This is a genomic window from Paenibacillus sp. Root444D2 (assembly GCF_001426375.1).
Lineage (GTDB): Bacteria > Bacillota > Bacilli > Paenibacillales > NBRC-103111 > Paenibacillus_E.
Genome location: NZ_LMEO01000021.1, coordinates 1 through 25,015, shown reverse-complemented (window position 1 = coordinate 25,015; position 25,015 = coordinate 1). Strand labels below are relative to the sequence as shown.

General features: G+C 45.2%; 27 protein-coding genes, 1 rRNA gene, 1 pseudogene and 1 riboswitch. Of the genes and pseudogenes, 4 read left to right on the top strand and 25 right to left on the bottom strand.

Annotated elements, in window-relative coordinates; all coding sequences use genetic code 11:
• Positions 1 to 197 precede the first annotated feature (197 nt).
• From ASD40_RS13710 to ASD40_RS13655, 12 genes and pseudogenes are all read right to left on the bottom strand, one after another.
• Positions 198 to 845 (bottom strand): 50S ribosomal protein L25, encoded by a 648-nt coding sequence (locus ASD40_RS13710; RefSeq protein WP_057303821.1) that lies wholly within the window; start codon positions 843 to 845, stop codon positions 198 to 200.
• 152 nt (positions 846 to 997) lie between these two features.
• A complete protein-coding gene (glmU, locus tag ASD40_RS13705) occupies positions 998 to 2,401 on the bottom strand; it encodes a bifunctional UDP-N-acetylglucosamine diphosphorylase/glucosamine-1-phosphate N-acetyltransferase GlmU (RefSeq protein WP_057303820.1) in 1,404 nt (467 codons plus the stop codon).
• A 131-nt stretch (positions 2,402 to 2,532) separates the two neighbouring features.
• Entirely contained in the window at positions 2,533 to 2,817 is a 285-nt protein-coding gene (gene spoVG, locus ASD40_RS13700) for a septation regulator SpoVG (RefSeq protein WP_028557369.1), read from the bottom strand.
• 118 nt (positions 2,818 to 2,935) lie between these two features.
• Entirely contained in the window at positions 2,936 to 3,319 is a 384-nt protein-coding gene (locus ASD40_RS13695; RefSeq protein ID WP_047683005.1) for a RidA family protein, read from the bottom strand.
• Positions 3,320 to 3,323: 4 nt separating this feature from the next.
• Positions 3,324 to 4,160 (bottom strand): pur operon repressor, encoded by an 837-nt coding sequence (gene purR / locus ASD40_RS13690; RefSeq protein ID WP_029198001.1) that lies wholly within the window; start codon positions 4,158 to 4,160, stop codon positions 3,324 to 3,326.
• Between the two features lie 198 nt (positions 4,161 to 4,358).
• Positions 4,359 to 5,213: a 4-(cytidine 5'-diphospho)-2-C-methyl-D-erythritol kinase gene (gene ispE / locus ASD40_RS13685; RefSeq protein ID WP_057303819.1), complete on the bottom strand. Its 855-nt coding sequence runs from the start codon at positions 5,211 to 5,213 to the stop codon at positions 4,359 to 4,361.
• 495 nt (positions 5,214 to 5,708) lie between these two features.
• Positions 5,709 to 5,879: pseudogene (locus ASD40_RS36100) on the bottom strand (small, acid-soluble spore protein, alpha/beta type); the annotation flags it as partial.
• Between the two features lie 105 nt (positions 5,880 to 5,984).
• Entirely contained in the window at positions 5,985 to 6,260 is a 276-nt protein-coding gene (gene veg, locus ASD40_RS13675) for a biofilm formation stimulator Veg (protein ID WP_028557365.1), read from the bottom strand.
• 297 nt (positions 6,261 to 6,557) lie between these two features.
• The gene (gene yabG / locus ASD40_RS13670; RefSeq protein WP_057303817.1) at positions 6,558 to 7,430 is read right to left on the bottom strand and encodes a sporulation peptidase YabG; all 873 of its coding nucleotides are present in this window, start codon (positions 7,428 to 7,430) and stop codon (positions 6,558 to 6,560) included.
• Between the two features lie 54 nt (positions 7,431 to 7,484).
• Positions 7,485 to 8,393, bottom strand: coding sequence for a 16S rRNA (adenine(1518)-N(6)/adenine(1519)-N(6))-dimethyltransferase RsmA (gene rsmA, locus ASD40_RS13665; protein WP_057303816.1), 909 nt, complete (start codon positions 8,391 to 8,393; stop codon positions 7,485 to 7,487).
• A gap of 619 nt (positions 8,394 to 9,012) precedes the next feature.
• Complete coding sequence (rnmV, locus tag ASD40_RS13660) at positions 9,013 to 9,555, bottom strand: ribonuclease M5 (RefSeq protein WP_057303815.1); 543 nt, start codon at positions 9,553 to 9,555, stop codon at positions 9,013 to 9,015.
• 204 nt (positions 9,556 to 9,759) lie between these two features.
• Positions 9,760 to 10,899 (bottom strand): 3D domain-containing protein, encoded by a 1,140-nt coding sequence (locus tag ASD40_RS13655; RefSeq protein ID WP_057303814.1) that lies wholly within the window; start codon positions 10,897 to 10,899, stop codon positions 9,760 to 9,762.
• 293 nt (positions 10,900 to 11,192) lie between these two features.
• Positions 11,193 to 11,378: riboswitch (cyclic di-AMP (ydaO/yuaA leader) on the bottom strand.
• A 282-nt stretch (positions 11,379 to 11,660) separates the two neighbouring features.
• Here ASD40_RS13655 and ASD40_RS13650 point away from each other — a divergent pair.
• Entirely contained in the window at positions 11,661 to 12,404 is a 744-nt protein-coding gene (locus tag ASD40_RS13650; protein WP_057303813.1) for an ABC transporter ATP-binding protein, read from the top strand.
• Positions 12,401 to 13,633, top strand: coding sequence for an ABC transporter permease (locus ASD40_RS13645; protein ID WP_057303812.1), 1,233 nt, complete (start codon positions 12,401 to 12,403; stop codon positions 13,631 to 13,633). Before ASD40_RS13650 ends, ASD40_RS13645 begins: the two co-directional genes overlap by 4 nt.
• Here ASD40_RS13645 and ASD40_RS13640 read toward each other — a convergent pair.
• Both ASD40_RS13640 and ASD40_RS13635 read right to left on the bottom strand, forming a co-directional pair.
• Positions 13,619 to 14,386 carry a TatD family hydrolase gene (locus ASD40_RS13640; RefSeq protein ID WP_057303811.1) on the bottom strand — a complete coding sequence of 256 codons (768 nt, stop codon included), beginning with the start codon at positions 14,384 to 14,386 and terminating at the stop codon, positions 13,619 to 13,621. The genes ASD40_RS13645 and ASD40_RS13640 overlap by 15 nt on opposite strands.
• A 48-nt stretch (positions 14,387 to 14,434) precedes the next feature.
• The gene (locus ASD40_RS13635; protein ID WP_057303810.1) at positions 14,435 to 15,712 is read right to left on the bottom strand and encodes an HD domain-containing protein; all 1,278 of its coding nucleotides are present in this window, start codon (positions 15,710 to 15,712) and stop codon (positions 14,435 to 14,437) included.
• Positions 15,713 to 16,081: 369 nt separating this feature from the next.
• On the opposite strand from ASD40_RS13635, the gene ASD40_RS13630 reads away from it, so the two are divergent.
• The gene (locus ASD40_RS13630) at positions 16,082 to 16,336 is read left to right on the top strand and encodes an AbrB/MazE/SpoVT family DNA-binding domain-containing protein (protein ID WP_028557356.1); all 255 of its coding nucleotides are present in this window, start codon (positions 16,082 to 16,084) and stop codon (positions 16,334 to 16,336) included.
• A 171-nt stretch (positions 16,337 to 16,507) separates the two neighbouring features.
• Here the strand turns inward: ASD40_RS13630 and rsmI are convergent, their stop codons facing one another.
• From rsmI to ASD40_RS13580, 10 genes are all read right to left on the bottom strand, one after another.
• On the bottom strand, positions 16,508 to 17,395 hold the full coding sequence (gene rsmI, locus ASD40_RS13625) for a 16S rRNA (cytidine(1402)-2'-O)-methyltransferase (RefSeq protein WP_057303809.1): 888 nt from the start codon (positions 17,393 to 17,395) through the stop codon (positions 16,508 to 16,510).
• A 51-nt stretch (positions 17,396 to 17,446) separates the two neighbouring features.
• The gene (locus ASD40_RS13620) at positions 17,447 to 18,208 is read right to left on the bottom strand and encodes a tRNA1(Val) (adenine(37)-N6)-methyltransferase (RefSeq protein WP_057303808.1); all 762 of its coding nucleotides are present in this window, start codon (positions 18,206 to 18,208) and stop codon (positions 17,447 to 17,449) included.
• Positions 18,209 to 18,289: 81 nt separating this feature from the next.
• Positions 18,290 to 18,631 (bottom strand): DNA replication initiation control protein YabA, encoded by a 342-nt coding sequence (gene yabA, locus ASD40_RS13615; protein WP_029198494.1) that lies wholly within the window; start codon positions 18,629 to 18,631, stop codon positions 18,290 to 18,292.
• Between the two features lie 58 nt (positions 18,632 to 18,689).
• The gene (locus ASD40_RS13610) at positions 18,690 to 19,493 is read right to left on the bottom strand and encodes a PSP1 domain-containing protein (protein WP_029198493.1); all 804 of its coding nucleotides are present in this window, start codon (positions 19,491 to 19,493) and stop codon (positions 18,690 to 18,692) included.
• Between the two features lies 1 nt (position 19,494).
• Complete coding sequence (holB, locus tag ASD40_RS13605) at positions 19,495 to 20,472, bottom strand: DNA polymerase III subunit delta' (protein WP_057303807.1); 978 nt, start codon at positions 20,470 to 20,472, stop codon at positions 19,495 to 19,497.
• 111 nt (positions 20,473 to 20,583) lie between these two features.
• On the bottom strand, positions 20,584 to 21,030 hold the full coding sequence (locus ASD40_RS13600; protein WP_029198491.1) for a YaaR family protein: 447 nt from the start codon (positions 21,028 to 21,030) through the stop codon (positions 20,584 to 20,586).
• Between the two features lie 27 nt (positions 21,031 to 21,057).
• Positions 21,058 to 21,387, bottom strand: coding sequence for a cyclic-di-AMP receptor (locus ASD40_RS13595; RefSeq protein ID WP_029198490.1), 330 nt, complete (start codon positions 21,385 to 21,387; stop codon positions 21,058 to 21,060).
• 46 nt (positions 21,388 to 21,433) lie between these two features.
• Positions 21,434 to 22,093 (bottom strand): dTMP kinase, encoded by a 660-nt coding sequence (gene tmk, locus ASD40_RS13590; RefSeq protein ID WP_057303806.1) that lies wholly within the window; start codon positions 22,091 to 22,093, stop codon positions 21,434 to 21,436.
• Between the two features lie 40 nt (positions 22,094 to 22,133).
• Entirely contained in the window at positions 22,134 to 23,636 is a 1,503-nt protein-coding gene (locus ASD40_RS13585; RefSeq protein WP_057303805.1) for an aminotransferase class I/II-fold pyridoxal phosphate-dependent enzyme, read from the bottom strand.
• A 104-nt stretch (positions 23,637 to 23,740) separates the two neighbouring features.
• Positions 23,741 to 23,941, bottom strand: a complete 201-nt coding sequence (locus ASD40_RS13580; protein WP_057303804.1) for a sigma factor G inhibitor Gin — start codon at positions 23,939 to 23,941, stop codon at positions 23,741 to 23,743.
• A gap of 135 nt (positions 23,942 to 24,076) precedes the next feature.
• Here ASD40_RS13580 and ASD40_RS13575 point away from each other — a divergent pair, with 135 nt between their 5' ends.
• A complete protein-coding gene (locus ASD40_RS13575) occupies positions 24,077 to 24,604 on the top strand; it encodes a hypothetical protein (RefSeq protein ID WP_057303803.1) in 528 nt (175 codons plus the stop codon).
• Between the two features lie 311 nt (positions 24,605 to 24,915).
• Here the strand turns inward: ASD40_RS13575 and rrf are convergent.
• A 5S ribosomal RNA gene (gene rrf / locus ASD40_RS13570) occupies positions 24,916 to 25,015 on the bottom strand; the annotation flags it as partial.

The following is a 25,015-nucleotide window of genomic DNA, read 5'->3' as shown; positions in this document are numbered from 1 at the left end:
CAAGTATACTATCAAAATGTACATAAGGATATAGGCTTCATTGAAATCTACACCTTGTATTTTATCAAAGTAAATAATACATTCTACAACCGAAATACTCACGTTTTTCTTTCGCGGCCCGGATATTAAGCGCTTACAACACAGTAATAAAGGACACCCTCTACATAGATGTGAGGGTTCCTTCTCGTTCGTTTGATCTATACCGGCTGGCCTTCAGTCGCAGCCTCGTTCGATGTTTCCGCTTGTCCAACCTTCTCTTCATTATTTGCTGGCTCTTCTACAGCAGTCTCTTTCTGAGGCGCAAGAATCGTGAGAATTAAATCGTTAGACTCAGACTTCACTTCAATCCCCGCAGGGATAGTGAGTTGGTTTACTAATAAGTTATCTCCGAGTCCGATGTTCGAAATGTCCACCTTGATCGAACTTGGGATCTGATTGGGCAAGCATCGAATCTCCAGCTCATGCATCTGAATTTGAACAATGCCGCCTTCTTTGGCCCCTTCAGCCTCACCAATGAATTCCAAGCTAACAATCGTTTTAACAGGCTCATCCATATTAATTTGATGAAAATCGATATGTAGCAGCCGCTCTCGTTTAAGTTTGTCACGCTGGATCTCGTGGATCATCACGGGTTGCTTGCCACTTCCGTCTGGCATATCCAAATCAATAATAGCATGAGGATTTTGGCGTAACAGCGCTAGTAATTCTTTTTGATCAACCGTAATGACCGCAGAGCCCACCTTTTGGCCATATACAACTGCAGGTATTCTACCTTGGATACGCAGTTGTTTAATATCTGATTTCGTTGTTTCTTTGCGGGATTCCGCTTTTAATGAAAATGCCATAAGAAAAAGAACCTCCTAAGGGTTTTGCTCAGCACCTCGCTTGAATAAGCAGTGCCAAGTGGATAACAGCTAGTTCATAGCCTACCCAACCTCAAGAAGTTCCATCCAATTTCATCCTCACAAAGTGAGATTTACCGTTCCTATGTTGTGAATTACTCTTTGTTTTGTTTATTTTCCTTCTTCGCTTTAGCCCGCGCTCTAATTTTATCAGCATAGCCAGACTTGTTCGATTGTCTCTCGCGAGCAATTGCTAGATCCCCATCATCTACGGAATGTGTAATTGTTGAACCTGCAACAACATATGCGCCCTTGCCGATTTTCACAGGAGCAATCAAATTCACATTACTGCCCACAAAGGCATCATCGCCAATTTCCGTTAAACTCTTATTGAATCCGTCGTAGTTCACGGTAATGGCGCCGCAGCCGATGTTTACATTCGTGCCAACAACAGCATCCCCTACATAGCTTAAATGAGAAACTTTCGATCCCTCACCCAGTGTCGCGTTCTTAATCTCAACAAAGTCGCCAATTTTCACTTGCTTCCCAATATTAGCGCCAGGTCTCAAATAAGCAAACGGCCCCACACTGGCCTCATTATCCACATAGGCATCCTGAAGGACGGATTGTTTAATCGTAACCTCATCCCTAATCGTCGAGTCGATAATTTCCGTTTGCGGTCCAATTGTACATTGTTCCCCAATAACCGTACGACCCCGTAAAATAGTACCCGGCAGCAGTACCGTATCCATGCCGATGGTAACATCTTTCTCAATATACGTATTCAATGGATCTACAATCGTAACCCCGTTCAGCATGTGCTCACGGTTAATACGCGCTTTGAATAACCGCTCGGCCTCAGCAAGTGCCACACGATCGTTCACACCGATCGATTCTGCGCTGTCCTCCATGCAATAGCCTTGAACAACTTCTCCTCCGCCTGTCATAATCCCAATGACATCAGTCAGATAGTATTCATTTTGCGTATTATTGTTCGTAACCGACGCTAAGGCCTTGAACAGTTTCCGATTATCGAAAATATAAGTGCCTGTGTTGATCTCCTGAACTGCTGCTTCCTCGCTGCTGCAGTCCTTCTGCTCGACAATCCGTGCTACTCGGCCGTCTTCACCGCGAATAATGCGTCCATAACCATGCGGCTCATCGAGTTTGGCTGTAAGAATTGTCGCAGACGCTCCAGACAGCTCATGCAGCTCAATGGTGCTCATCAAGGTGGCTTCCGAAATCAACGGTGTATCGCCGCAAATGACAACAGTCATCCCTTCCTCTTCGCCAAGAGCATCTTTCGCTTGAAGAACAGCATGACCCGTTCCCAACTGCTGCTCCTGTAAAGCGTACTCCACTCGATCTCCCAGATGTCCCTTCACGGCTTCGGCCCCGAATCCAACAATGACGAGTGTTTTTGTTACTTCTATATGCTGCAGCGTGTCCACAACGTGTTCCACCATTGGCTTACCTACAACCGGATGAAGCACCTTGTATAGCTTCGATTTCATGCGTTTACCTTGTCCTGCGGCCAGTACGATCCCCATGAGTTTCAACTAACATTCAACCCCTTTAATATAAATAGTTACACACTACTATATGTATAATTGATGAGTTCTTCAACCAAATATAGCATCAATACCACCCAAAAGAAAAGAGAGCCCAAGGGCTCTCTCAATAATCTGAATTATGCGCCTTCTTCAATTACCTCTTCTTCTACAGCCGCGCGATCGTATTCAGCTAGTACTGCCGCTTGAATTTTCTCACGTGTTGTGGAAGAAATCGGATGAGCGATATCACGGAATTCACCATCCGGTGTTCGTTTGCTTGGCATAGCCACGAACATCCCATTATTACCGTCGATGACACGTATGTCATGAACGACGAACTCGTTATCAATGGTAATGGAAGCAATCGCCTTCATCCTCCCCTCGGAGTTGACCCGGCGGAGTCTTACATCTGTAATTTGCACTTGTGTTCACCACCTTTTTCCATCTCTGAGACTTGGGTGTAATATTCCACATCGTCGTGCAAATTCCTTCTTCTTTTTTTGAAATTTTCGATAATTTTATACAATCTTAATGTTACTGTTAAATTTCGACAGAAATCACAGCAATTAACTCGATTTCGACAAAAACATCACGGGGTAATCTGGCCACTTCGACAGTGGATCTAGCCGGTTTGTGGTCACCAAAGTACGAACCATAAATTTCATTCAGCTCTGCAAACTGATTCATATCCTTCAAAAAAACCGTCGCTTTCACAACTTGATCAAATGATGAACCTGCTGCTTCAAGCACACCCTTCAAATTCGCGAACACTTGATGGGCCTGTTCCTTGATTCCACCCTGTACAATCTGTCCATCCAAGCCAAGTGGAATTTGTCCGGAAGTAAAGAGGAGGTTACCAAGCTTTACCGCTTGCGAGTAAGGTCCGATAGCAGCAGGTGCTGCTGTTGTTGAAATAAGTTCCATCGTTTTACGAATCTCCTTTTTTACTGTCAAAATAGTTGCCTGGCTCTACCGTGATTTGTTTCGTCTTGGAATCTACGCCGTATAAACGAGCAAGCGATACGTAGTGATCGACCAAATGCTCTTCAACCTCACAAGACTCCATGAATACACCAACCCCTTGAACCGAGGCTTTGAATTCCGCTAACAAATCCATCATACCGTGGATGGTACCTCCAACATGCATGAAATCATCAATGATAAGCACCTTTGACTCTTCTTTCAAAGCACGCCTAGCGAGTGACATCGTCTGGATCCGCTTGTTGGAACCTGAAACATAGTTGATGCTAACCGCTGACCCTTCCGTCACACGACTGTCCCTGCGGACAATCACAACAGGCAGATTCATATAAGTTGCCGTCGCATAAGCGAGTGGAATGCCTTTCGTTTCTACGGTCATAATTACATCAATATCACGACCAGCGAAAGCGGATGCAAACGTCTTGCCAATTTCATTCAAATATTGGGGCTGCCCCATAATATCTGACATATACAAATAACCGCCTGGAAGAATCCGCTCTGGCTGCTGCAGTTGTAAACAAAGGTTCTGTATAAATTTCAGTGATACTTCCTTAGGCACTTTTGGTGAAAACTTCACACCTCCAGCAGCCCCAGCAAGCGTATTCAGCTCGCCTAGTCCTTCTTCTTCAAATACTTCCTTGATGATCGCTAAATCTTCACTAATGGAGGATTTAGCAGAGTTGTAACGCTCGGCAAAAGTCGTTAAAGGGATTAACGAATGGGGGCGGAATAACAAATATTGCGTCATTTCCACCAGCCTAGCGCTCCTTTTCAACTTTTTCATCGCACTACCCCCAAAAATCCGAATATTATAATGAAAATATACCATTTTTATACGTATTTATTCAAGCTTCTCATGAAAATTATATTAACATCAACTTAACATCAATCTGACACGTTTTATGGAGTGGCTAAAATCTAAGTTCACCCTCTATTCAATGAAAAAGAGCCCTTCGCGGGCCCTGCAACCGTCCTACTTCATCTACGTCAACATCCGCACTGCGTAAACGTCCTTACAAAATCCACGCAGTCCGTTATAAATGCGGGGCACCTTCGCTTCCTTGGATACGAGACCGAATACCGTCGGCCCGCTGCCCGACATCAACACACCATCCGCACCAAGCCTCTGCATGCATTCTTTGAGATGTCTCACCTCAGGATAAAGGTCCAGCGTCACTTCCTCAAGAACATTGCCGAGGCTTCCGCAAAGCTGATCGAATCGCTTCTCCCGAATCGCGTTTAGCACACCTTCCGTCGAAGGATGATGCTTAATCTCCCGAGCATTCAGCTTCCCGTAAATCTCCGATGTGGACACATTGATAGGCGGCTTCGCAAGTACGACCCAGCACTGAGGCGGCGAGACGATCGCTTCCAGCTTCTCTCCGCGTCCTCTAGCGACAGCCGTCCCTCCCGTTACACAAAAGGGTACATCCGAGCCAAGCTCCGCTCCAAGCACCTGCAGCTCTTCCATAGGGATGTTTAAGTTCCAGAGCCGATTCAAACCTCTAAGTGTAGCTGCCGCATCGCTGCTGCCCCCTGCTAGACCCGCTGCTACGGGGATCTGCTTGTCCAAGTGGATGTACACACCCTGTTTGACGTCGTATCGATCTTTAATAAGGCGTGCCGCCTGAAAGGCTAAATTCTTCTCATCGAGCGGAATATAACCCGCCTGACTGGAAATGATGATGGTGTCCCGCGAAAGCTCCTGCATTTCGATCCGATCTGCTAGATCTACCATTGTCATGACCATCTCAACTTCATGGTAACCGTCCGATCTTTTATGTAAAACATCAAGGGATAAATTGATTTTAGCCGGTGCTTTTTCAAAAATCTTCATCAGATCACCTTCTTTTGCTCGTTTGCCGTTAAAATATTATAACAAAAGCGCAAAAAAAAAGCTAAAGCATTCGCTTTAGCTGTAGAAGGGACGCTGTCCCGCTTGCGTTTCTTCCTGCGATCCAGTAATTATTTGATTGAAAACCGCTGCATTAGGTTGTATTGGATTAGAAGATCTATAGGTATTTACATTGGTCGTATTCGGTGTGTAGGCAGCAGGTGTATAGGAAGATTGCGTTTGCTGCGTTCCACTGTATACGTTCTGATTAAAGCTTGATTGAGGCTGCGAATAGGGTTGTTGGGAAGATACAGATTGATAGTTGGACTGATTATAATTCGACGGATTGTAGTTAGACGGATTGGAAGAAGTTTGACTGTAGTTAGTTTGACTGTAGTTAGTTTGATTGAAGGTAGGCTGACTATAGTTAGGTTGAATGTTACTTTGCTGACTGTTCGCTGATTGCGTCTGGTTGACGGTAGAAGCCGCAGGGTTATACTGTTTCACCAGCTGTTCCTGAGCAATTTGGATCGCACGCTTCACCATGTTCCCTGCATCCTTCGTTCGGATGCCCTCCCAACCCTCACGCTGCACCACATCATAAAACCCTAGATCTTTGGCTAATTCATATTTAAAGCTTTCGGACATGATCCCTCTTCTGCGACTCATAATTGGAACCTCCTTGGAGTTTTGCTATAGTATGCCCAACCCGATAAGGTCCATTCAAATGCAAAAACAGACCCTCTGGGTCTGCTCATATAGGAATGCATTAAGCTAATGTTGGATGTAGGTGATACGAACCTGTCCATCGTCATTACACACGGTAACTTCAACGGATTCAGTAAGGATATCGGCGTAGCTGTACGACACTCGTTTAAAGGCGTGGGATTCTTGATCTAATTTCACAATAAACACAGAAGGGTAGGTTTCTTCTAAAACACCAGAACGCTCGACAGTCTTTCGACGGCCACCATTCGCTCTTAACATGATCTTCTGCCCAACGTGGGGCTCCAAACTGCGTTTGATCTCCAACAGCGCATTTTTTGCCATTGTCAACTACCACCTCTTTCCTAGTTAATTATAACCCATTCAGACAGGCATGTCAAACGAGGTCAAATATTATATCAGCACCACATTCCTGTTGTCAACGGCATTTTTGCTGAATTTTCGAAATCTCCCTCTTACAGGTTGTCTCCAAAGTTCGCAAATTATTCACACTTTTCCACTAAAAAAAGAACACTTACCCAGTCAGCCCTCTCCAAGGAGTCGAATGACAGGTAAGTGTTGATATTGTATACCCTATGTTTTGTCGGTCCATGTTGTTTTTTACATGTATCATAGGAATATTTAAGCATGATCTTCCGTATGTTGAATACCCGGAACCCCCATGCGATAGCTGCCTCTCGTCTCAACCCCACCTAATCCTTCTAAGCCTGTCACCGTCAAGTCAACGATATCAAGCATGGAAATGGTTTCCTTCACGGAAGTATATGACAGTTTAGCCGCGATACAAAGCGGATCTAAGGCATGAATGAGGATACGAGCAGGAGAACTCGCAAAATTAGCTCCAGCCCTCAGTAAGGCCTCAAAATGAGACTGACAAGCACCAGCCACAATAATCATGGAGTCCCGATTACGCTCATACTGTCTGGCGATCTGTACAGCGTTTACGAAGTTTTGTGAATTCTTATAGCTGGAAAGGTTGCTTGGACCTCCACCCTTGCGCTGCTTAAGTATTCCGTCATGACCGGTAATAACAACAATGTCCGGCTTAATTTGTGGAAGCAGCCTGTGAAGAGCATCCGCCATTTGTGCTTCAGGAATATAAAACCCCTCGGCAGGCACACGCAATTCCCCATAGATTTGCATACTTTTACGTAAGTAAGTAGGATCACCATCAAGGTGCAGCACTTTGCCAGGCACTTCGAAGTAGCTTTTATCGGTATTTTGTTTATGGTTTATTGAGAGTTGGTTTTTCTCTTGCAGCTGCAACTGGGATACCGCCAGACGCCGGAGCGACTCCCGAAATTCGGGTGAACTCGATCGCGGATGATCCATGACATCCGTCGGATTTGAAATGGTCAAATCCACTAAAGGCGCATCCGCGAGCAGCCTATAATCCACACCGCGCAGGATAGCCTTCAGCTGCTCTATGCGCTCAATCTTAAACATGACGTCGCCGCCATAGGATTTACGGGTAACAAAGTCTCCTTGCCTCATAGCACAATCCCCTCCTAGGGGTATCCTATGGCGGGACTAGGCATTTGGTGCGGGTTATTTGCAGCCGTGCGCGAGAAGAGCCGACGACAAGCGCGCGAATTCTTCCATACTGAGCGTTTCGCCGCGACGCGAAGGCTCTATGTTAATGCCGAGCAGCAGAGCTTCCAGCTCAGGCTTATTTTCTTTGGTGAAGAACCGCGCTGCTAGGTTGTTGTAAAGGGTTTTGCGCCGCTGGACGAAGGACGCCTGAACAACGGCGAAGAAGAAGTCCACGTCCGCCACCTCGACCGGCGGGGTTTTGCGCACACGCAGCCGGATCACGGCGGAGTCGACGTTCGGCTGCGGCACGAAGACGGTGCGCGGCACGATTGTGACAAGCTCCGGCTCGCAGTGGAACTGCACGGCAATGCTGAGGCTGCCGTAATCTTTGGTGCCCGGGCGAGCCGCCATGCGGTCGGCCACCTCTTTTTGAATCATCACGACGATGTTCTCCAAGGGAAGCTTCTCTTCGAGAAGCTTCATGATGATCGGTGTCGTGATGTAGTAGGGCAGGTTGGCGACGACACTGACGCCGTCCATGCCCTCGAAGTGCTGCCGGAACAATTCCGGCAGGTCGGTCTTCAAAATGTCCCCATGGACGACTGTAGCGTGGGGATAGGGCTCCAGCGTCTCGGCCAGAATGGGCAGCAGACGCTGATCGATCTCGACGGCCAAGACACGGCCAGCGAGCTTGGCCAGCTGCTGCGTGAGCGCCCCAATGCCGGGGCCGATCTCAAGCGCAGCCTTGTTTGGCCCGAGCTCAGCAGCCATGACAATCTTGCTTAGGATATTTTGGTCAATCAAAAAGTTTTGACCCAAGCTCTTTTTGAGCACCAGACCATTTCTCTTAATAATTTGTTTCGTTTTACTCGGTGTAGCTACGTCATCTGCTGTTACAATCACTTCATTGTTGGGTATATTCATGATATAGACCTCATTATCTATAGGTTCTGAATTTCATATTCATTATCTTTCATATGCGCCTTCAAACCCTGCGCCAAATCTCATGAAATTTATTTCTACAATGGAATCTTACTGGAAGTTCGGTATGCATAGTCATATAATCTCATGAGAGTTTACTGATAAATACATACTTTCAGTTGGATAATGTTGCAGGAAGGAGACTGTCAATTCACTCGCTCTACATTCTTAAATCGGGATCATTCGTCATCTATGCTCAATTGAGGTTGCTGGACAAATAAATCCATATTGGCGGTTGAATGATGTTGTAGAAAGTGCAACAATTGTTGCCTTAATCTCGCCTTTCTCCCTTTGTTGTTGTATCATGTACAACAATTTGGTCCTATACAGGCCATATCGCACCAAATGGGTTCAAAATGTTGTACAAATTACAACTTCAAGTTGAAAATAGCCTTTGTACGTGTGAATAGTTGTAGAAAATACAACAATGGCAACTACTAAAGTCCATCTACGTTCATAAAGTTGCTAAACGACTCTACGATATTTATCGTTTTCTAATCAACGCCTTTGTAAACCCTAATACGTGGTGACAAGTGAATACTTGAGCATTGTTTTCAACTCTTTACTTATCAACTTCCAAATGTTCCAAAGCCGCCTCAAATTCCTCACGCGAGATTTGAAACATTGCACAGCGCTTATAAAATTGCTTGCCGTTGCAATAGCCAATTCCTAATGCTTTACCCACTATCAGCCGGCGAGAAGCTGCCTCAGCATGAACAATCAAACCTGCGGCCATGAGATCCTCCATGGTCAGCTGTGAAACCGCACCATCATATTCCGTGCGAAGGCTCTGTAGGGCCTGACGGATCGTTTCAGGCGTCGCATTCTCGACGCCGATATCCCCCTTGTACTCGGCCTGCTCCTGCGTAATGAAGGCATGCTTGCAGCCAGGCACCTTGGCTGCTACAATCTTCCGAATCCGTTCACCTGCGTGGTCCGGATCCGTGAATATAATAACGCCTCTTCGCTGCTGCGCAAGTGCAATACGCTTTAGTACGGCTTGTCCAATTGCAGAGCCGCCTGTTTCAATCGTATCCGCCTCTACCGCTCGGCGAATAGCAGCTGTATCGTCCTTGCCTTCGACGACAATTACTTCTTTGATCATAAGCAGTTCCCTTCCCAGTACCAAGGATAAACGACTCCGTCGTCCTTCTGGGACGAGCGCGTTTGTCAAGGTTGAGCTAAAGTATAGAGCTTATACTTTCATATTCAACGCAGAAAAAGAAGAGGGGTCCCCTCTTCTTTCGCCCAAGTTGTTACTTGGCAACGTATATATGACATTCTTCCCGCTGAAACTGACGTTTACACGTTAATTTTCAGATGGCTTTTTCGGTCCTACCACATACACGGTGTACCCTTGCTTCGTTCCGAATTTATTGGCATAACCATGATCTTCAAAGAAGACATCAATCATTTGACCTTTCACACCGCTGCCAATGTCTTCAGCCCGGCGGAAGCCAATGCCCTCGATGTAAACCCACCATCCTAGGGGGATAACTTTAGGATCAACAGCTATTGTTCTGCCTTCTGTCACGGTAGTTCCTGTATAGGTTTTACCGAAACCAGGAGTTCCTTCGGATTTACCTGTAGATGCCACGTCTGCCGAATAGGCAGTCAACTTCACATTCTTCAGGATTTGTTTGTACCCAAATGTTACACCATTCTTCGAAACCTCATCCACACTAGGTGATGAAGACGAGAGAACAACAACAGGGTTTTTCGTGCCCACGGACACGACTTTATTAATACTTTCTGTTTGTACTTCTTCACCCACAACTGCTTCCGCGACTAAAACACCATCTTCGAAAGTCTTTTCTTTCTTCTTCAAGAGTACGCCCTCTTTACCTTCTTGGACGACTTGCTCTTTGCCTTTGAGCAGCGATGCGTCGCTCTTCTTTTCCGTATCGAACGCAATCGGCTCAGTTACTTCCTCCGTCTCTTTTTTCACACGGACGATTTTGATTTCATCGCCTGAGCTCAGAGCGGCTGTCGGTTCGGGAGATAAACGATCGTGCTCCCCAAGTGCAATATGTAAACGTTGCAATGCACTTTCTACCGTTCTTGCAGTTGTGTAAACAGTGGTGGTCTTTCCATCAGCAGTCAATTGAATCGGTGAGGCATGTTCGATGACAATTTTGTCTCCACCCTTGATTGTTGTCGTTGGTGCAGTAGAAATTTCATCGTGTTCACCAATCTTTATGGCTTGTTCATCCAGTAGGCGTTGCAGGACCCATTGCTTCGTTTGCACAACAGTTTCTTGTCCATTCACAACCACGGATACGCTCTTGGTAGCCGTACCGTACAACAACACCAAAAACATGAAAGTCATTGCGATTGAAATTATGGCTAGACTTAAAATCAAACGCAAGTTTTCATGCTTCCATCGCAATGCGAAGGACATGCTGGATGATCGTTTTACATGGGTCTCGCTAATAGAGATACTGCCCACTTCTTCGGTCCTCCTTCAAAGCCTCGCCGCCAGGTTACAGCATGATTAGATTTGACGCGACTAAGGTTTTTTAGTTTAACTTAACGTGTTCGCCATCAGCAGTACGGTGCTATACCGCTGCCTTCTGGTCGTCCCACACCAGTTTGCCTATTCAACATTCATATGAATTCCGGGCAATTTTTAGTCGTCCGAAATGTGTATAGCCCTTTATGAAGACAAAAAGCCAGCAAGAAGAGGACTCTTCTCGCTGGCTTAGTTGGTATAATAAAATACACAAATAGCACGCACGACAATCGTTACCTCTCTTACGCTTACGAGGTTAGCTGACGGATTCGGACGTGAGAGTCGCCCTACTAAGAGCATACGAAATATACTCAAAGATTCACCCCTGTTACTCACTCTGTTCACTCAAGAAGCATGCTTCTTCAGCTTACAGTGGTTCCCCCGTTCCCATAAATGGAACTCAGCGAATGGAAAAATGGCAAATTGGTTATTAAGTTATTATGAAAAGTATATTACGCTGTTAATCTTAACCTGTAAAGGGATTAACACCTACTAAAAAGGGCTAAATCAACTAAAATTCGCTTAAATGAACAATAAAACAGCTTTATATCTACTTATATCTCACTTTCACGTACGTATACTAACTCTTTTCAACTTTCCACCCCTAAACTAGGCTTAAATTACAAATTTGTTTATAATGATCGTATAGGAAAGTGATTCATAAATACCAATAATTTGCTAATCAGGGAGGCAATGAGATGGGCTCCATTCTACAAGTTGACTCTTTATACGGGGGATATTTACCAAAAAAACCTGTTCTTCATGACCTAACCTTTTCTATCCGTCAAGGTGAAATGATGGGACTCATCGGACTTAATGGTGCGGGTAAAAGTACGACAATCAAAAACATTCTCGGCCTTCTTCAACCGCAAAAAGGATCGATTCGAATCAACGGACTCACTTTAGCTGAAAATCCTTTGTCCTATCGCGCAACTTACGCTTATGTACCCGAAAGTCCTGAGCTCTACGAAGAGCTTACGATCCGAGAACACCTTGAGCTAACCGCTATGGCCTACGGTTTGTCGAAGGACGACTATTTGGCTCGATCTAGCTCCCTTTTGGAGCAGTTTCAAATGAAGGACAAGCTGAACAGCTTCGCCAGCCATTTATCCAAAGGAATGAAACAGAAAGTCATGATTATGAACGCATTTCTGATCGAACCCTCGTTATATATTATCGATGAACCCTTTCTCGGCCTTGACCCTTTAGCGATCCGTTCCTTATTAGAATTAATGGTCAAAATGAAACATAAAGGAGCATCATTCCTCATCTCATCGCATATTTTGTCAACCATTGAAAAATATTGCGATAACTACGTTGTCCTTCATCGAGGTCGCATGGTTGCGCAGGGTGATTTAGTCGAATTACGCGGGCAAACCGAACTTCCGGGAGCGTCACTAGACGACATTTTCTATAAGCTCGTACAAGGGGATTCGTTATGAGAAATATGGACATCAACACCCATACCTTATGGCAGCAAAGATTCGAACATTATATGAAGGAATCCATGGGCTATTGGCAATACGCAGCGCGTAGTAATTTCATCGGTCTCGTGTTGTTTCTTGTCATCATTTCTTCCTATTATTATGCAAAAATACTACAGCGTCTTCCGACAGATTATCCTTATCTGTGGATCGTGCTTCTGCTGCTCGTTCCGATTCTATCTTCAAGCCCCATTCGTACATTGGTAAGGAAAGCAGACCGCATGTTTTTGTTACGGATCGAACATCAAATGGGCGCTTATTTCCGAAGCGGATTCATGTACAGTTTGACATTGCAAGCTTTTTGGACATTTATTGCTTGGGTTATTTTATGGCCGCTTTATCATCACTGTCTGGGCGCTTCAGAGCAGCATTTCTTATTAATGCTTGCACTACTTCTTCTATTAAAGCTAGCTAATTTATTAGCTAGCTGGCAGGAGAGCCGATTTGCTCACGAGCGTGCCAGATTAGCTTCGGTTAGCTTTCGCTGGATTGCAACAACTGCTCTCATATCGCTGCAATTTCTAACCAGCATTTTATGGGCAAGCGGCGCGGCGCTGCTTCTCATTTTCGTATGGTTAGCAGCTGTTCATTTCGTATCTAAATACGTCATCGGCTGGGACTACTTGATCACCAAGGAAAGTCAGCAGCAAGCTCGGCTTTATGCCTTTTTCAGCTGGTTCGTGGATGTGCCTCAAATGGGAACGCGAATAGCCCGCCGAAGTTGGATCAGCGGGCTTACACGGTTCATACCTTTTAGACAAGATGCTTCCTATTTATATCTATATATGAAGACATTGCAGCGTACGGAGCTGTTCGCTATCGTACTGCGTATCACCTTGTTAGGGGTGCTCGCTATAGCCGTTTCAAGCAGCGGTACTGCAAGGAGTTTAATCTTCATGATTTCACTTGTGATTTCCCTTGTTCAGTTATCGTCGCTCGAACGCGCCCACCGCTATACGTTCTGGCTCGAGATGTACCCACTCAATCAGAATTCGAAGGCCGGCTCATTGGCCATTATCATTTGGTCAGTCTTGTTGCTTGAGCTATGTATCTTGACGATTCCTCTTATGATTCGCTCTTCACCCATCTATCTGCTCGTTCCACTCATCAGTCTCATCTTCATTTCTTTCAGCTGCGGTATTGTACTTCGCCGTAGGTTCGAGAAAAATGCCTTACTTGAGACCTAGCAATCGAATGGCATTGTTTGTTGTTATTTCCGCAATCTCTTCCAAAGTCATACCTCGAATTTCCGCGGCCATCTCAGCTACCAAGCGAACATAACCGGTTTCATTTCGCTTGCCGCGGAAAGGATGGGGGGTCAAGTAAGGAGCATCGGTCTCAATTAATATACGATCTAGCGGAACTTGCGCCAGTACTTCCTTCGATTGCCTAGCGTTCTTAAATGTAACTGGACCTCCAAAAGAAATATGAAAATTCATATCCAGACACTGCTTCGCTGTCTCCCAGCTTCCAGAGAAGCAGTGCATGATTCCCCCCACTTCCTCGGCCTTCTCTTCTTTTAAAATGTGCAAAATATCATGATGGGCATCTCGATTATGTACGACAATGGGCATCCCTAATTTACGCGCTAGACGAATTTGCTCCCGGAATACCCGCTGCTGTACATCCTTCGGTGACTTATCCCAATAGTAATCTAGTCCAATTTCTCCGATGGCAACAACTTTCTCATGCTTGCACAGCTCTTCAATCCATTCTAAGTCGCCAGGCATCATATCAATTGCATCAACAGGATGCCAACCTACGGTAGAATAAATGAAATCGTACCTCTCAGCGAGGGCAATCGAACTGGGTATGGTCTCCCGGTTGAAGCCTACATTCACTATTCTTGTCACTCCGGCGTCCAGCGCTCGCCCAATCACTTCATCTTGATCTTCATTAAATTGTTCAGCATTTAAATGTGTGTGTGAATCCGTTAGCATCTTCGTTCTCCCTTAAGTTGTAATATTCTGCTTCACTTATTTTTCTAGTTAATCTTGCTCGCCAAGCAGTGCCCATAAATCAGGATAATTGGTTGCGTTCAACCGTTCCAACAGCTCCTCCGGATAATACACATGATGCTTACCCATTTGGAATCCACTGATGGACTGAACAATCTCAGATCGATGCGTAATCTCCGTTAAGGTCTCCTTATGATCCAGCAGAAAAATCGGCAAGTTATCGTCCGTTTCCCCCGGTCTATACACGTCATAGGATTGATTCGATGGAAAGTCAATTTCCATGTAATAGGTAGGATCGAATCCGACCTCGGCCATCACTTTTTCCATCAGCTTAATCTGACGTTGATTAGATTCATCAAAGGTGCTGTATTTGTACAACTTACGATCCAAAAACCGTTTACACATATCACCTAAAATAGGATCTTTCTCATTACTCCAGAAAGTTAGCATCGTCTGCATAACAGACTCATCCAATAGTAAATAATCTTCCAGCGTAATTTTATTCTGAATCAGATGCAAAATAGGCTCAACCATAAAACCAAACGTATAATTTTCTTCGTATAAATGTTTAGCCCGCGCAAAAACTTTGTGCAGCAAAATTTCCGCACTACGTGTCACGGGATGGAAATACACCTGCCAATACATTTGATAGCGAGACATTAAATAGTCTTCTACGGCATGCATTCCGCTTTCTTTAACAACAATATGCCCCTTATAGGGCCTAATAACACGAAGAATCCGCTCCAGATCAAACGTGCCATAATTTACACCAGTGAAATAGGCGTCGCGCAGTAAATAGTCCATGCGATCTGCATCCAACTGGCTGGATACAAGGCTAACCACAATTTCTTCACTATACGATTTACAAATAACCCCTGCCACTTTTTTCGGAAAATCGGGTGACACTCGACTGAGGATTTTATTCACTTCCGTATCTCCAAGGACAATTCTGCATGACCAGTCTTCATGTCTCGTTCCGAAAGCTTTTTCAATGGAGTGCGAGAAGGGTCCGTGACCCAGATCATGGAGCAAGGCCGCACAAAGGCAGAGCAGACGTTCCTCTTGAGGCCAATCCTCATAGTGATTGCGTTCGAATTGTGAAATAATTTTCCGAGTGATTTCATAGACACCTAGTGAATGAGAGAATCTACTATGCTCAGCACCATGAAAAGTTAAATAAGAAGTTCCTAACTGCCTTATGCGGCGCAGTCTCTGAAACTCTCGCGTATTAATTAAATCCCAAATCGTATTATCCTGCACGTAAATATATTTATGAACCGGATCTTTAAAAACCTTCTCTTCCTTCATTCATTCACAACCTCTCTTTAGCAAATTTAAATAATTTCGACAATTCTCTTTGTCACTTCGACACAATTGTCGCATTATGTCGAAATACTTATTCCAATTTCTCTGTCTTACTTGGAGACCCTTTATCTTCTTAATTTTGAGCTTTTTAAGGAGGTCACACGTAATATATGGCTTACATTCCCTTATTCTACTTGGTTTTTATCATATTTTAAACAGAAACAATATTAAAAATTTTTTTGAATTATAACCTCAAATAGACGAAAATATGGTTGACTATTTTGGGAATCGTTGGTATCATTAGGCAAGAAGATATGTCGAAACATGACGATATTGATAAATTTTTGATAAAATCGAAAGGGGTTTATATATATGATGAAATCTACGGGAATTGTAAGAAAAGTTGACGAATTGGGTCGCGTTGTTATTCCAATCGAGTTGCGCCGCACGCTGGGAATTGGTGAGAAAGACGCTTTGGAGATTTATGTAGACGGCGAGCGCATCATGTTGAAGAAATATGAGCCTGCTTGTATCTTCTGTGGAAACGCTGAAAACGTATCCTACTTCAAAGGAAAAATTGTTTGTCATATTTGTTTAGCAGAAATGCCAACACCTGTGACAAAATAAGAAAAGTAGTATATAATAGAAGTAGCACTTATCCTATTGGTAATTCTAACCTTTTTCATATCTCCTCTAATCTCTAATTTGTTGGCTTCGGCCACGGATTAGAGATCTTTTTTTGTCCGGGAGAACGATATAGCGGCGAGTGCGGCGGGAACGCCGCACTTCCCGCGCGCTTTAGCGCTCGAGTAGTGCATTGTACACATCACGCTTGGAAAGTCCGCGGTCGCTCGCGACCAACTTCAGTGCATCCTTGCGATCGCTCCCGCTTTGCTCGTAGTGCTCAACATGCTCGCCCAGTGTCATCGCCTCCCACCAGCCATCGGCTGCTTCGCGGGCTGCCTTCTCCGATGTGCCTTCGGCGATCACGCAGTACTCGCCCTGCGGCGGGTACTGCTCTAAATGCGCGAGGCACTCTGCGATGGTGCCCCGCAGGAACTCTTCGTACCGCTTCGTCAGCTCGCGGGCGAGACACACCCGACGCTCCGCCCCCCACACTTCCGCCATGCGGGTAAGTGTTTTCTCTACACGGTGCGGCGATTCATAGAACAGCAGCGTATCCTGCGTATGCTGCAGCCCTTCAAGCACCTTCGTCTGATCCTTTTTCTCCCTGGGGAGAAAACCGACGAAGCAGAAACGCTCTGTCGGCAAGCCTGATGCAATCAGCGCCGACAGAGCCGCATTCGCGCCGGGGATAGGCACCACCGGCACGCTCTGCTCTACGGCCATCCTCACCAGGTCGTAACCTGGATCGGAGATGGCCGGCAGCCCTGCATCGCTGACCAGCGCGATGCTCTGCCCTTCAAGCAGCAAGCGGACGAGTTCGGGTCCGCTTGCTTGCTTGTTGTGTTCGTGATAGCTGACGAGTCGCGTAGCGACCTCGAAGTGCGTCAGCAGCTTGCGCGTTTGCCGCGTGTCCTCAGCGGCAATCATGCTCACTTCCTTCAGGGTGCGAATTGCACGGAAGGTCATATCTTCTAGGTTGCCTATCGGTGTGGCAACCAGGTACAGCGTGCCTACGCCGCTTCCATCCTCACGATAGCTCTTTTGCACATTCAAGCTCACTGTTATGTCCCTCTTCACTTTTTTATGATTATGCTTACGAAGTCAGTTTTCTTACGAAAACTCTAAGGAGCTTCTGCCCCCGTAGTAAATTTCTTTCAGCTCTCTACAGTACTCTTGATTGTCGTCATAAACAATAAGCGGCGGTAAAGTACGGATTTCTGGCTTTCCATCCTTCATTCCCTCGACCAACACCATCATCGCCTCTTCACCAGCACGTGCGTGCACATAGCGAATGCGCTTCGGTTCAAGTCGATACTGCCTCATTAAGCAGCAGATATCAATTAAACGAGTAGCCCTGTGGACCATCGCTACTTTACCGCCAGCCTTCACCAGCTTTGCGCTTGCCGCAATGACATCTTCTAAGTTGCAATATATTTCATGACGAGCCGCAGCAAAATGCTCATTGGCGTTCTGCTCACCATTAGGCACAGGCAGATAGGGAGGATTCACCGTAACGACATCAAATTGGCCATGTCCTAAGGTTTCGTGAATGGTTTTCAGATCTCCCTGAAGCATATGCAGCCGGTCTTCCAATCCATTAATCTCGCTATTACGAACTGCCATATCCGCGAGCCGTTCTTGAATTTCAACGCCCCAAATCTCAGCTCGTGTCCGCGTTGTTAAGAGCAAAGGGATGACCCCATTGCCCGTACATAAATCAATCATGCGCCCCTTGGGAGCCACACTGCAGAACCGACCTAACAGGACGGCATCTAGCGAAAAGCTGAACACTTCATCACTCTGTATAATTTTCAAATCATACGTCAATAAATCATCAATTCGTTCGGTAGGTCTTAACTGTACTTGCTTCATACGTATTCTCCGTCATTTCCTCTCTAGTCTGCACATTATGGAAAAAAACCGTAAGGCATACACCCCTACGGTCAAAATCACTTATTTATTTAAAAAGGATAAGCAAAACAAACAATCTCCCTCGGTCCGAAGGTGTCCATAATATACATTGCATATATGAAAACCTTCATTATACAAGCGAGTCAAATTATCATAACCTGCTCCAGGTAACGGAAGAGGTTCCTCCGCCTCTCCAACTGGCTGCTCGACAATGGTTTCCTCTTGTCTGATCAGTTTGCGGAGCTGCTGATTTTCTATGCTTAATCTCTTATTTTCTTCGATGAGGTTAATAATTTGTTTCTTTAAGGCACCCAACTCGGCATAAGTGGCACCCATTCGTTCTTCGATCCCATCTATTTGTCCAAAAATATCTTGTTTATCCACGCTTTCACCTCTAGTGCCTGCATGCTTACTGGCCAGCGCCTCCTTGGATACTTTGCCTCTATTCTTGTTCAACTACATCATCGAAAGGTAAATCAAGTGCTTTTCCAAGGTCAAACAATTGAACCTTTGCTGTACGTTCTTTGATATTCAATCCGAGTACCTTACCATTACCAAAAGAAGTGATTACTTGTCTACCTACGGTTGGCAGTGAATCCTTCGCGCTCTCGTAGTTATCATGTTCATATTTCAAACAACACATTAACCGTCCGCATAATCCCGAAATCTTGGTTGGGTTAAGCGATAAGTTCTGGTCTTTCGCCATCTTAATGGATACGGGTTCGAAATCACCTAAGAACGAGGAACAGCATAGAATTCGCCCACACGGACCTATACCTCCAAGCATCTTCGCTTCATCCCGTACACCAATTTGACGCAGCTCGATTCTGGTCCGGAAAATACTCGCCAAATCCTTCACGAGCTCCCGGAAATCAACGCGCCCTTCTGCCGTAAAATAAAAAATAATTTTATTGCGATCAAAGGTATACTCTACGTCCACGAGCTTCATCTTAAGACTATGGTCTTTAATTTTCTCGTGGCATGTTTGAAACGCATCTTTGGCCGCTTTCTTATTTTCTTCAACCAAATCAGCATCCGAGTCATCCGCAATGCGAATCACTTTTTTGAGAGGAAGAACGACGTCATTTTCTTTGACAGTCTTCTTTCCAACGACAACTTTGCCGTATTCCACTCCGCGAGCGGTTTCAACAATAACGGCACTTTCTTTCTCAATTGGCAAATCAATCGGATCAAAATAATATATTTTACCCGCCTTCTTAAAGCGGACGCCAACTACCGAATACATCTTACACCCCCTGCATCTCCACGAGCATTTTCTCTATAACCAGCTGAGAATTGGCGTTGAAACGCAGTCGTTTTTGTAAATCTACGGCTTGCTCCATCATACGCACCCATACTGAGACATCCCGGCTGAACGCGAGGGAGCTCATCCAGTCCAGCTGATCATTATAAACAAGCTTATCTCTGCGCTCCAGGCGCAACTGCACCATATCTTTAAACCAGAGAATCAACAAGTCGAAAAGACTCGACATATGATCCGCTAGCTCCGTTTTCACAATCCGTTGCTGTACCGTAATCATGGAAGTAGGGAAACGTGTGAGCGTCTCCTTAGCTAATTGTAACACTACGGTTCTCATTTCTGCAAACCAATTCGCAGCTATTAAATCCCTAGCCGCTTGTAATCCTGCCGTTAAATGTGCGGCGGGCTGAACAAGCGATGCGGCATGACCCTCTTGCAAAAGCGTCAAGACCATTTGCTCACGCGGCATTGGCGTGAAATTAATCCACTGCGCCCGCGATTGAATCGTCGGCAGCAGCGCATTGCCATTCTCAGTTATGAGAATCGCGACCACACGAGAGGTCGGCTCTTCTAGAAACTTCAACAAACTATTAGCAGCCTGTACCGTCATTTTATCTGCATGATACAGGATATAAATTTTGGCTCCGGAGGCTGTAGCGCGGTAAGCAAACTCCTTTTGCAGCTCACGAATCTGCTCGATCTTAATCGAAGCTCCATCTGGTATAACGATGTGTAGATCCGGATGATTACGATGCTCAACCTTACGACATTCCAAACATTCACCGCATGCCTCTTCTGTCCCGTGCTGGCAGTAGATAGCTTTAGCCAAAGCTATGGCCATCTCCGAGCGTCCAGTTCCTACAGGCCCACTAAATATATACGCATGAGACAGCTTGTCTTGCCGCAGCCCGTTCTGCAGAAGCTGCTTAGCCGCTGCTTGCCCCGGTATGGCTTGAAAGGACATTAGAAATACGCTCCATCCCGAGGATAAACGGTTACACTGTCCTTCCAGGACGAGTGTGTTTACCCAGAAATATTAACATCATATAGCGTTAAACAACTATTTTCTTTTATTTTAAAATAGCAAGTTAATCAGCATCCCTCGGATTTCTCCGATTTTATGCAAAATTTCAATTCGACCCTGCTCATTTTCCAGCAATTCATCTGCTAATGAAAGCAGTTCTAGATCGATTTCTTCCAAAAGCTTATATCGCTTCGAACGGCCGCGGCGATCCCAGCCCTTCGTATCTCTTAAATTGACACCACGGCGAGCGGTTTCTTCTAGAAACTGTTTAATCAGCAGTTTGTACTGCAGAAGCTCTCTCACCGTCATTGCCCGCGACAGACGATCGCCCTGCAGCGTAATTTGCTGCACCATCTTGGATAATTGCTCCTGCGTAAATTTCTCATCCTGCTGCTGCATAATGTCAGAGAAATTCCGGGGGGCCATCTGTGGCGGCGGGACGTTCTCATTCACTTTGACGTTCTTACCGATGGGCTGCCACCCCGGATTAATTTTCAAGACGCATCCATCCTTGTATATGTCTGATTAGTAATGCTCGAAGCGCTCTACCGGCAATACGAAAACCGCGGCTCCACCCACTTGAACTTCCACAGGGAATGGAATATAGGAATCCGTCGTTCCTCCCATTGGAGAAACCGGTGTAACAAGCTGTTCCCGAATTTTGCAATTGGTGCGAATAACCTGCATGACCTCTTGCACCCTCTCATCTTCCGTACCAATCATAAAAGTCGTGTTTCCCGCACGTAAAAATCCACCGGTACTTGCCAGCTTCGTGGCGCGAAACCCTTCTTTTATTAAAGCATTAGAGAGACGGTTACTGTCCTTATCTTGTACAACGGCAACGACTAGTTTCATGGGTGATTCCTCCCTTTTATTATAAACTAAGAATGGATTTTCTGCTTTAACAGGAAATATGTTCCTCCAGCAATTGATTACAATCCGTCCGTATATCTTTTGCAATCTCATCTTCGCTACGGTTTGCATTAACAACTCGCACCCGTTCAGGATGATCAGCTGCAATCTGATGAAAACCTTCCCGTACCCGGCTGTGATAATCTACGTTTTTCTGTTCAATGCGATCCAACTGTTGGGCATTCACGCCCGTGCCCGATGCTCTATGGTGAAGTCTTGCCAAGCTTACTTCCACTGGCACATCTAAGATGTATGTCCGGGTTGCTTGCAGTCCTGAACTGGCATAACGCGAGATGGCTTTTACCATATCTACATCTACGCCAAGCCCGTAAGCTTGATAAGCAACACTTGCATCAATGAAGCGATCACATAGCACTATTCGGCCAGCTGCGAGTGCCGGAAGAATTAACTGATGCACATGCTGTGCTCTGGATGATGCGTAAAGCAAAACTTCCGCTTGATCCACCATCTCCTTGTTCACAGGGTCAAGAATAATACTGCGGATTTGATCACTGATTGCCGTTCCGCCCGGTTCTCTCGTAACGAGGACGTCATGTCCTTGTTTCTTAAGCTCCTCAGCCAATTTCTTCAGCTGTGTTGTTTTCCCAGCGCCGTCCGGCCCTTCAAACGTTATAAATATTCCGTTCACGCTTCCTCCTGCATGCTGCTTTACCAGATCATAGAATGGTTTATGTGTATATCTTTAGCTTTTGTGTCTGCCCAAATTCGGTTCCTTGAAACTTGATTCCGTTTGCGGCCAATTGCAATAAGGCTTCGGCCACAGAAGCCGAAATGATTTCGCCAGGGTATAAATAGGGAATTCCCGGTGGATAAGGGATTACCATATCCGCAGAACGCTTCCCGACCGCTCCCTGAACACTTACCTGACTAAACGCGCTGTCTCGTGATGCTTTGGAGATATCTCTCATATCAAAGGCAACAGGAGAAGAGATTGGAGTATAGTAGGGTAATTTAAGTATATTCGAGATTGGCGCTTGAAGTTCCTTCTTTTGTATAGGAACGTCTAAACAAATGTTAGTTAACGCTTGGACAACTCTTAACATATCCGCTCTGGTGGAAGCTGGTGTGAATACAAGAAGCACTTGACGCCCATCCGTCATTTCGACAAAGCAGCCTTGGGCTTCCAACCTTTCTTTGAGTTCGGTTCCAGAAATCGTATTCGTCCCATCATAGATCGCTATTTTAAATGGATCTTCAGTTTGAACCTCTTGACTCTGATTTCCCGAAAACTCTCGTGGGTGATAACCGAATGCGGTAAGTTCATCAAGCAGCGACCTGAACTCTTTTACAACAACAAGTCCCTGTTCTAGCCAGTCTCTGCCTTCCGTATGCATTCGCTTTCTCGCCAAATCTAGTGACGCCATAATTGGATAAGAGGGACTTGAGCTCTGCAGCATAGCAAGCAGCCGTTGAATAGCCCTTCGGTCTATCCGAGGTCCTTGGACGTGCAGCATAGCCCCCATGGTCATTGCAGTAAGCATCTTGTGTGTGGATTGTACCACAGCATCAGCCCCTTGCGATAAAGCGGAAGCTGGCATCTCATGATGAAATCCATAGTGCGCACCGTGCGCTTCATCCACCAGCAGCAGCTTCCCATGTTCATGCATCAATTCAGCGAAAGGCTTGAGATTAACACCTATGCCGTAATAATTCGGGTTTGTTAGAAAAATCCCCTTAGCCTCTGGATACAACACAAGCGCTTGCTTTACATCTTCGATATATAGACTTGTGGCCACACCTGTTTCCGGATGTATAGCAGGAGCTATGAACACCGCCTTGGCACCGGCCAGCATAAGCCCATGAATGACCGACTTATGTACATTCCTCTGCACAAGGATGATATCATCTTTCTCACATACAGCTGAAATCATGGCCAAATTACCAACCGTACTCCCACCAATCAGAAAATACGTTTCCTCTGCGCCAAAGCAATCTGCCGCTAGCTGCTCGGCCTCACGAATAACACCCTCTGCATTATGTAAATCATCTAGACCTGTAATTTCTGTAAAATCGACAGACATCACCGTCTTAAGGAAGCCTGTCCCTTCATCTAGCAAGCCTTGTCCGGATTTATGACCAGGTACATGAAAACTTGCAGGGTTCTTATCGTGATGGGCGACCATTGCTTCAAAAAGCGGCGCACGTGCCTGTTTTGAATGTTGGCTGCTCATGTTGACATGACTCCTTGAGCTCCTTGAGCTTTCTATTTTATACCCTTATAGTAGTGGATTGACGCTAAAAAAACAAAAAAAGCTTCCATAAGAAGCTTCTCCCATTAATTCATGTATTGTTTTGAATTGCCTATATAGAAAGCTTTCTTCATCTGCCTCACGAAAAATGGATATTTCTGATCATTTACATTCGTTTTGACCATTTCACTGCTGCACTCATCGCAGATAAAGGCCATAATAATATGAATTCCGCCAACCCGCTGCTGCTCGCAAATCATACATACCCCTATTCGGTTCTCCTCCATATGATCACCCCACGATCTTTTACTATTAGTATATCCGAATCGCAATTCTCCTAAACTAGCTAAACACTCATATTTTGGAAGTCATGTGCCGATATAGACTTATATCAGGTTAACCGCCTTACGGAGGTCATCAGCATGTCTACTAAACAGGAAGCAAATCTTTCCAAACAATCTACCATTTACAGCTATACTCTAATGAAGCGAATATATCATTCCTTGTATAAAATAATTGTTTATTTTATGCTGCTGGTACTAGCGGTTTTTTACAAATTTGACCCTACAAACTGGCTGCCGCTCTTAGTCAGCTATCCGCTTCTTCTTATCTTTCACTCTTTGCTCATCCGGATCTATTTTCAGTTCACAATTGGAATGGCTATGAGGGGCTGGTCTTACCGTTGGGGGCTCTTTTGGTGTGGATTCTTACCAGAGGGAAATGCCTCCATACGACTGGTATCCAGAATACAGCTGACTTTATTTTGGATTGGCCTTGCTATGATTACACTTCTTTACCCTTGGATACCTGACAAATGGTTAATCCATCTTACGATTTTTCATGTTTGGATGCTCATGCCGCGGCTGTGGATGCTTTTCCGATTTCGCCCTTACCGCAAAGCTGGATTGATTAAGATCACAGGTAAGGACACGTCTTGCTACATGCAGTAGTGTTCTTGAAATGGAATAAGAGCTTATAGGGGCTCTTATTTGTTGTAAAAAGTGATCGATAGTGGAATAGCGGTCTTTAGGAGCTTCTATTTTGTTGATAACCGTTTGAATCCCGCTATTTCTTTGAAAATAGAAGCCTTTAGCGTATGCTATTTGCTTAATTTTGCCAAAAAGCAATGGAATAGAAGCCTTTAGGGACTCCTATTCCGGAGTTTGCTAGACAAATGAGATTTAGTTATTCTAGCCTTACTCGATCGGTACAAATAGAAAAAAACCTTACTAGGATTTCTCCTTGTAAGGTTTTTTCGTGTGCTTGGCAACGTTCTACTCTCCCAGAACCCTGCGGTTCAAGTACCATCGACGCTGGAGGGCTTAACGGTCGTGTTCGAGATGGGAACGCGTGGGTCCCCT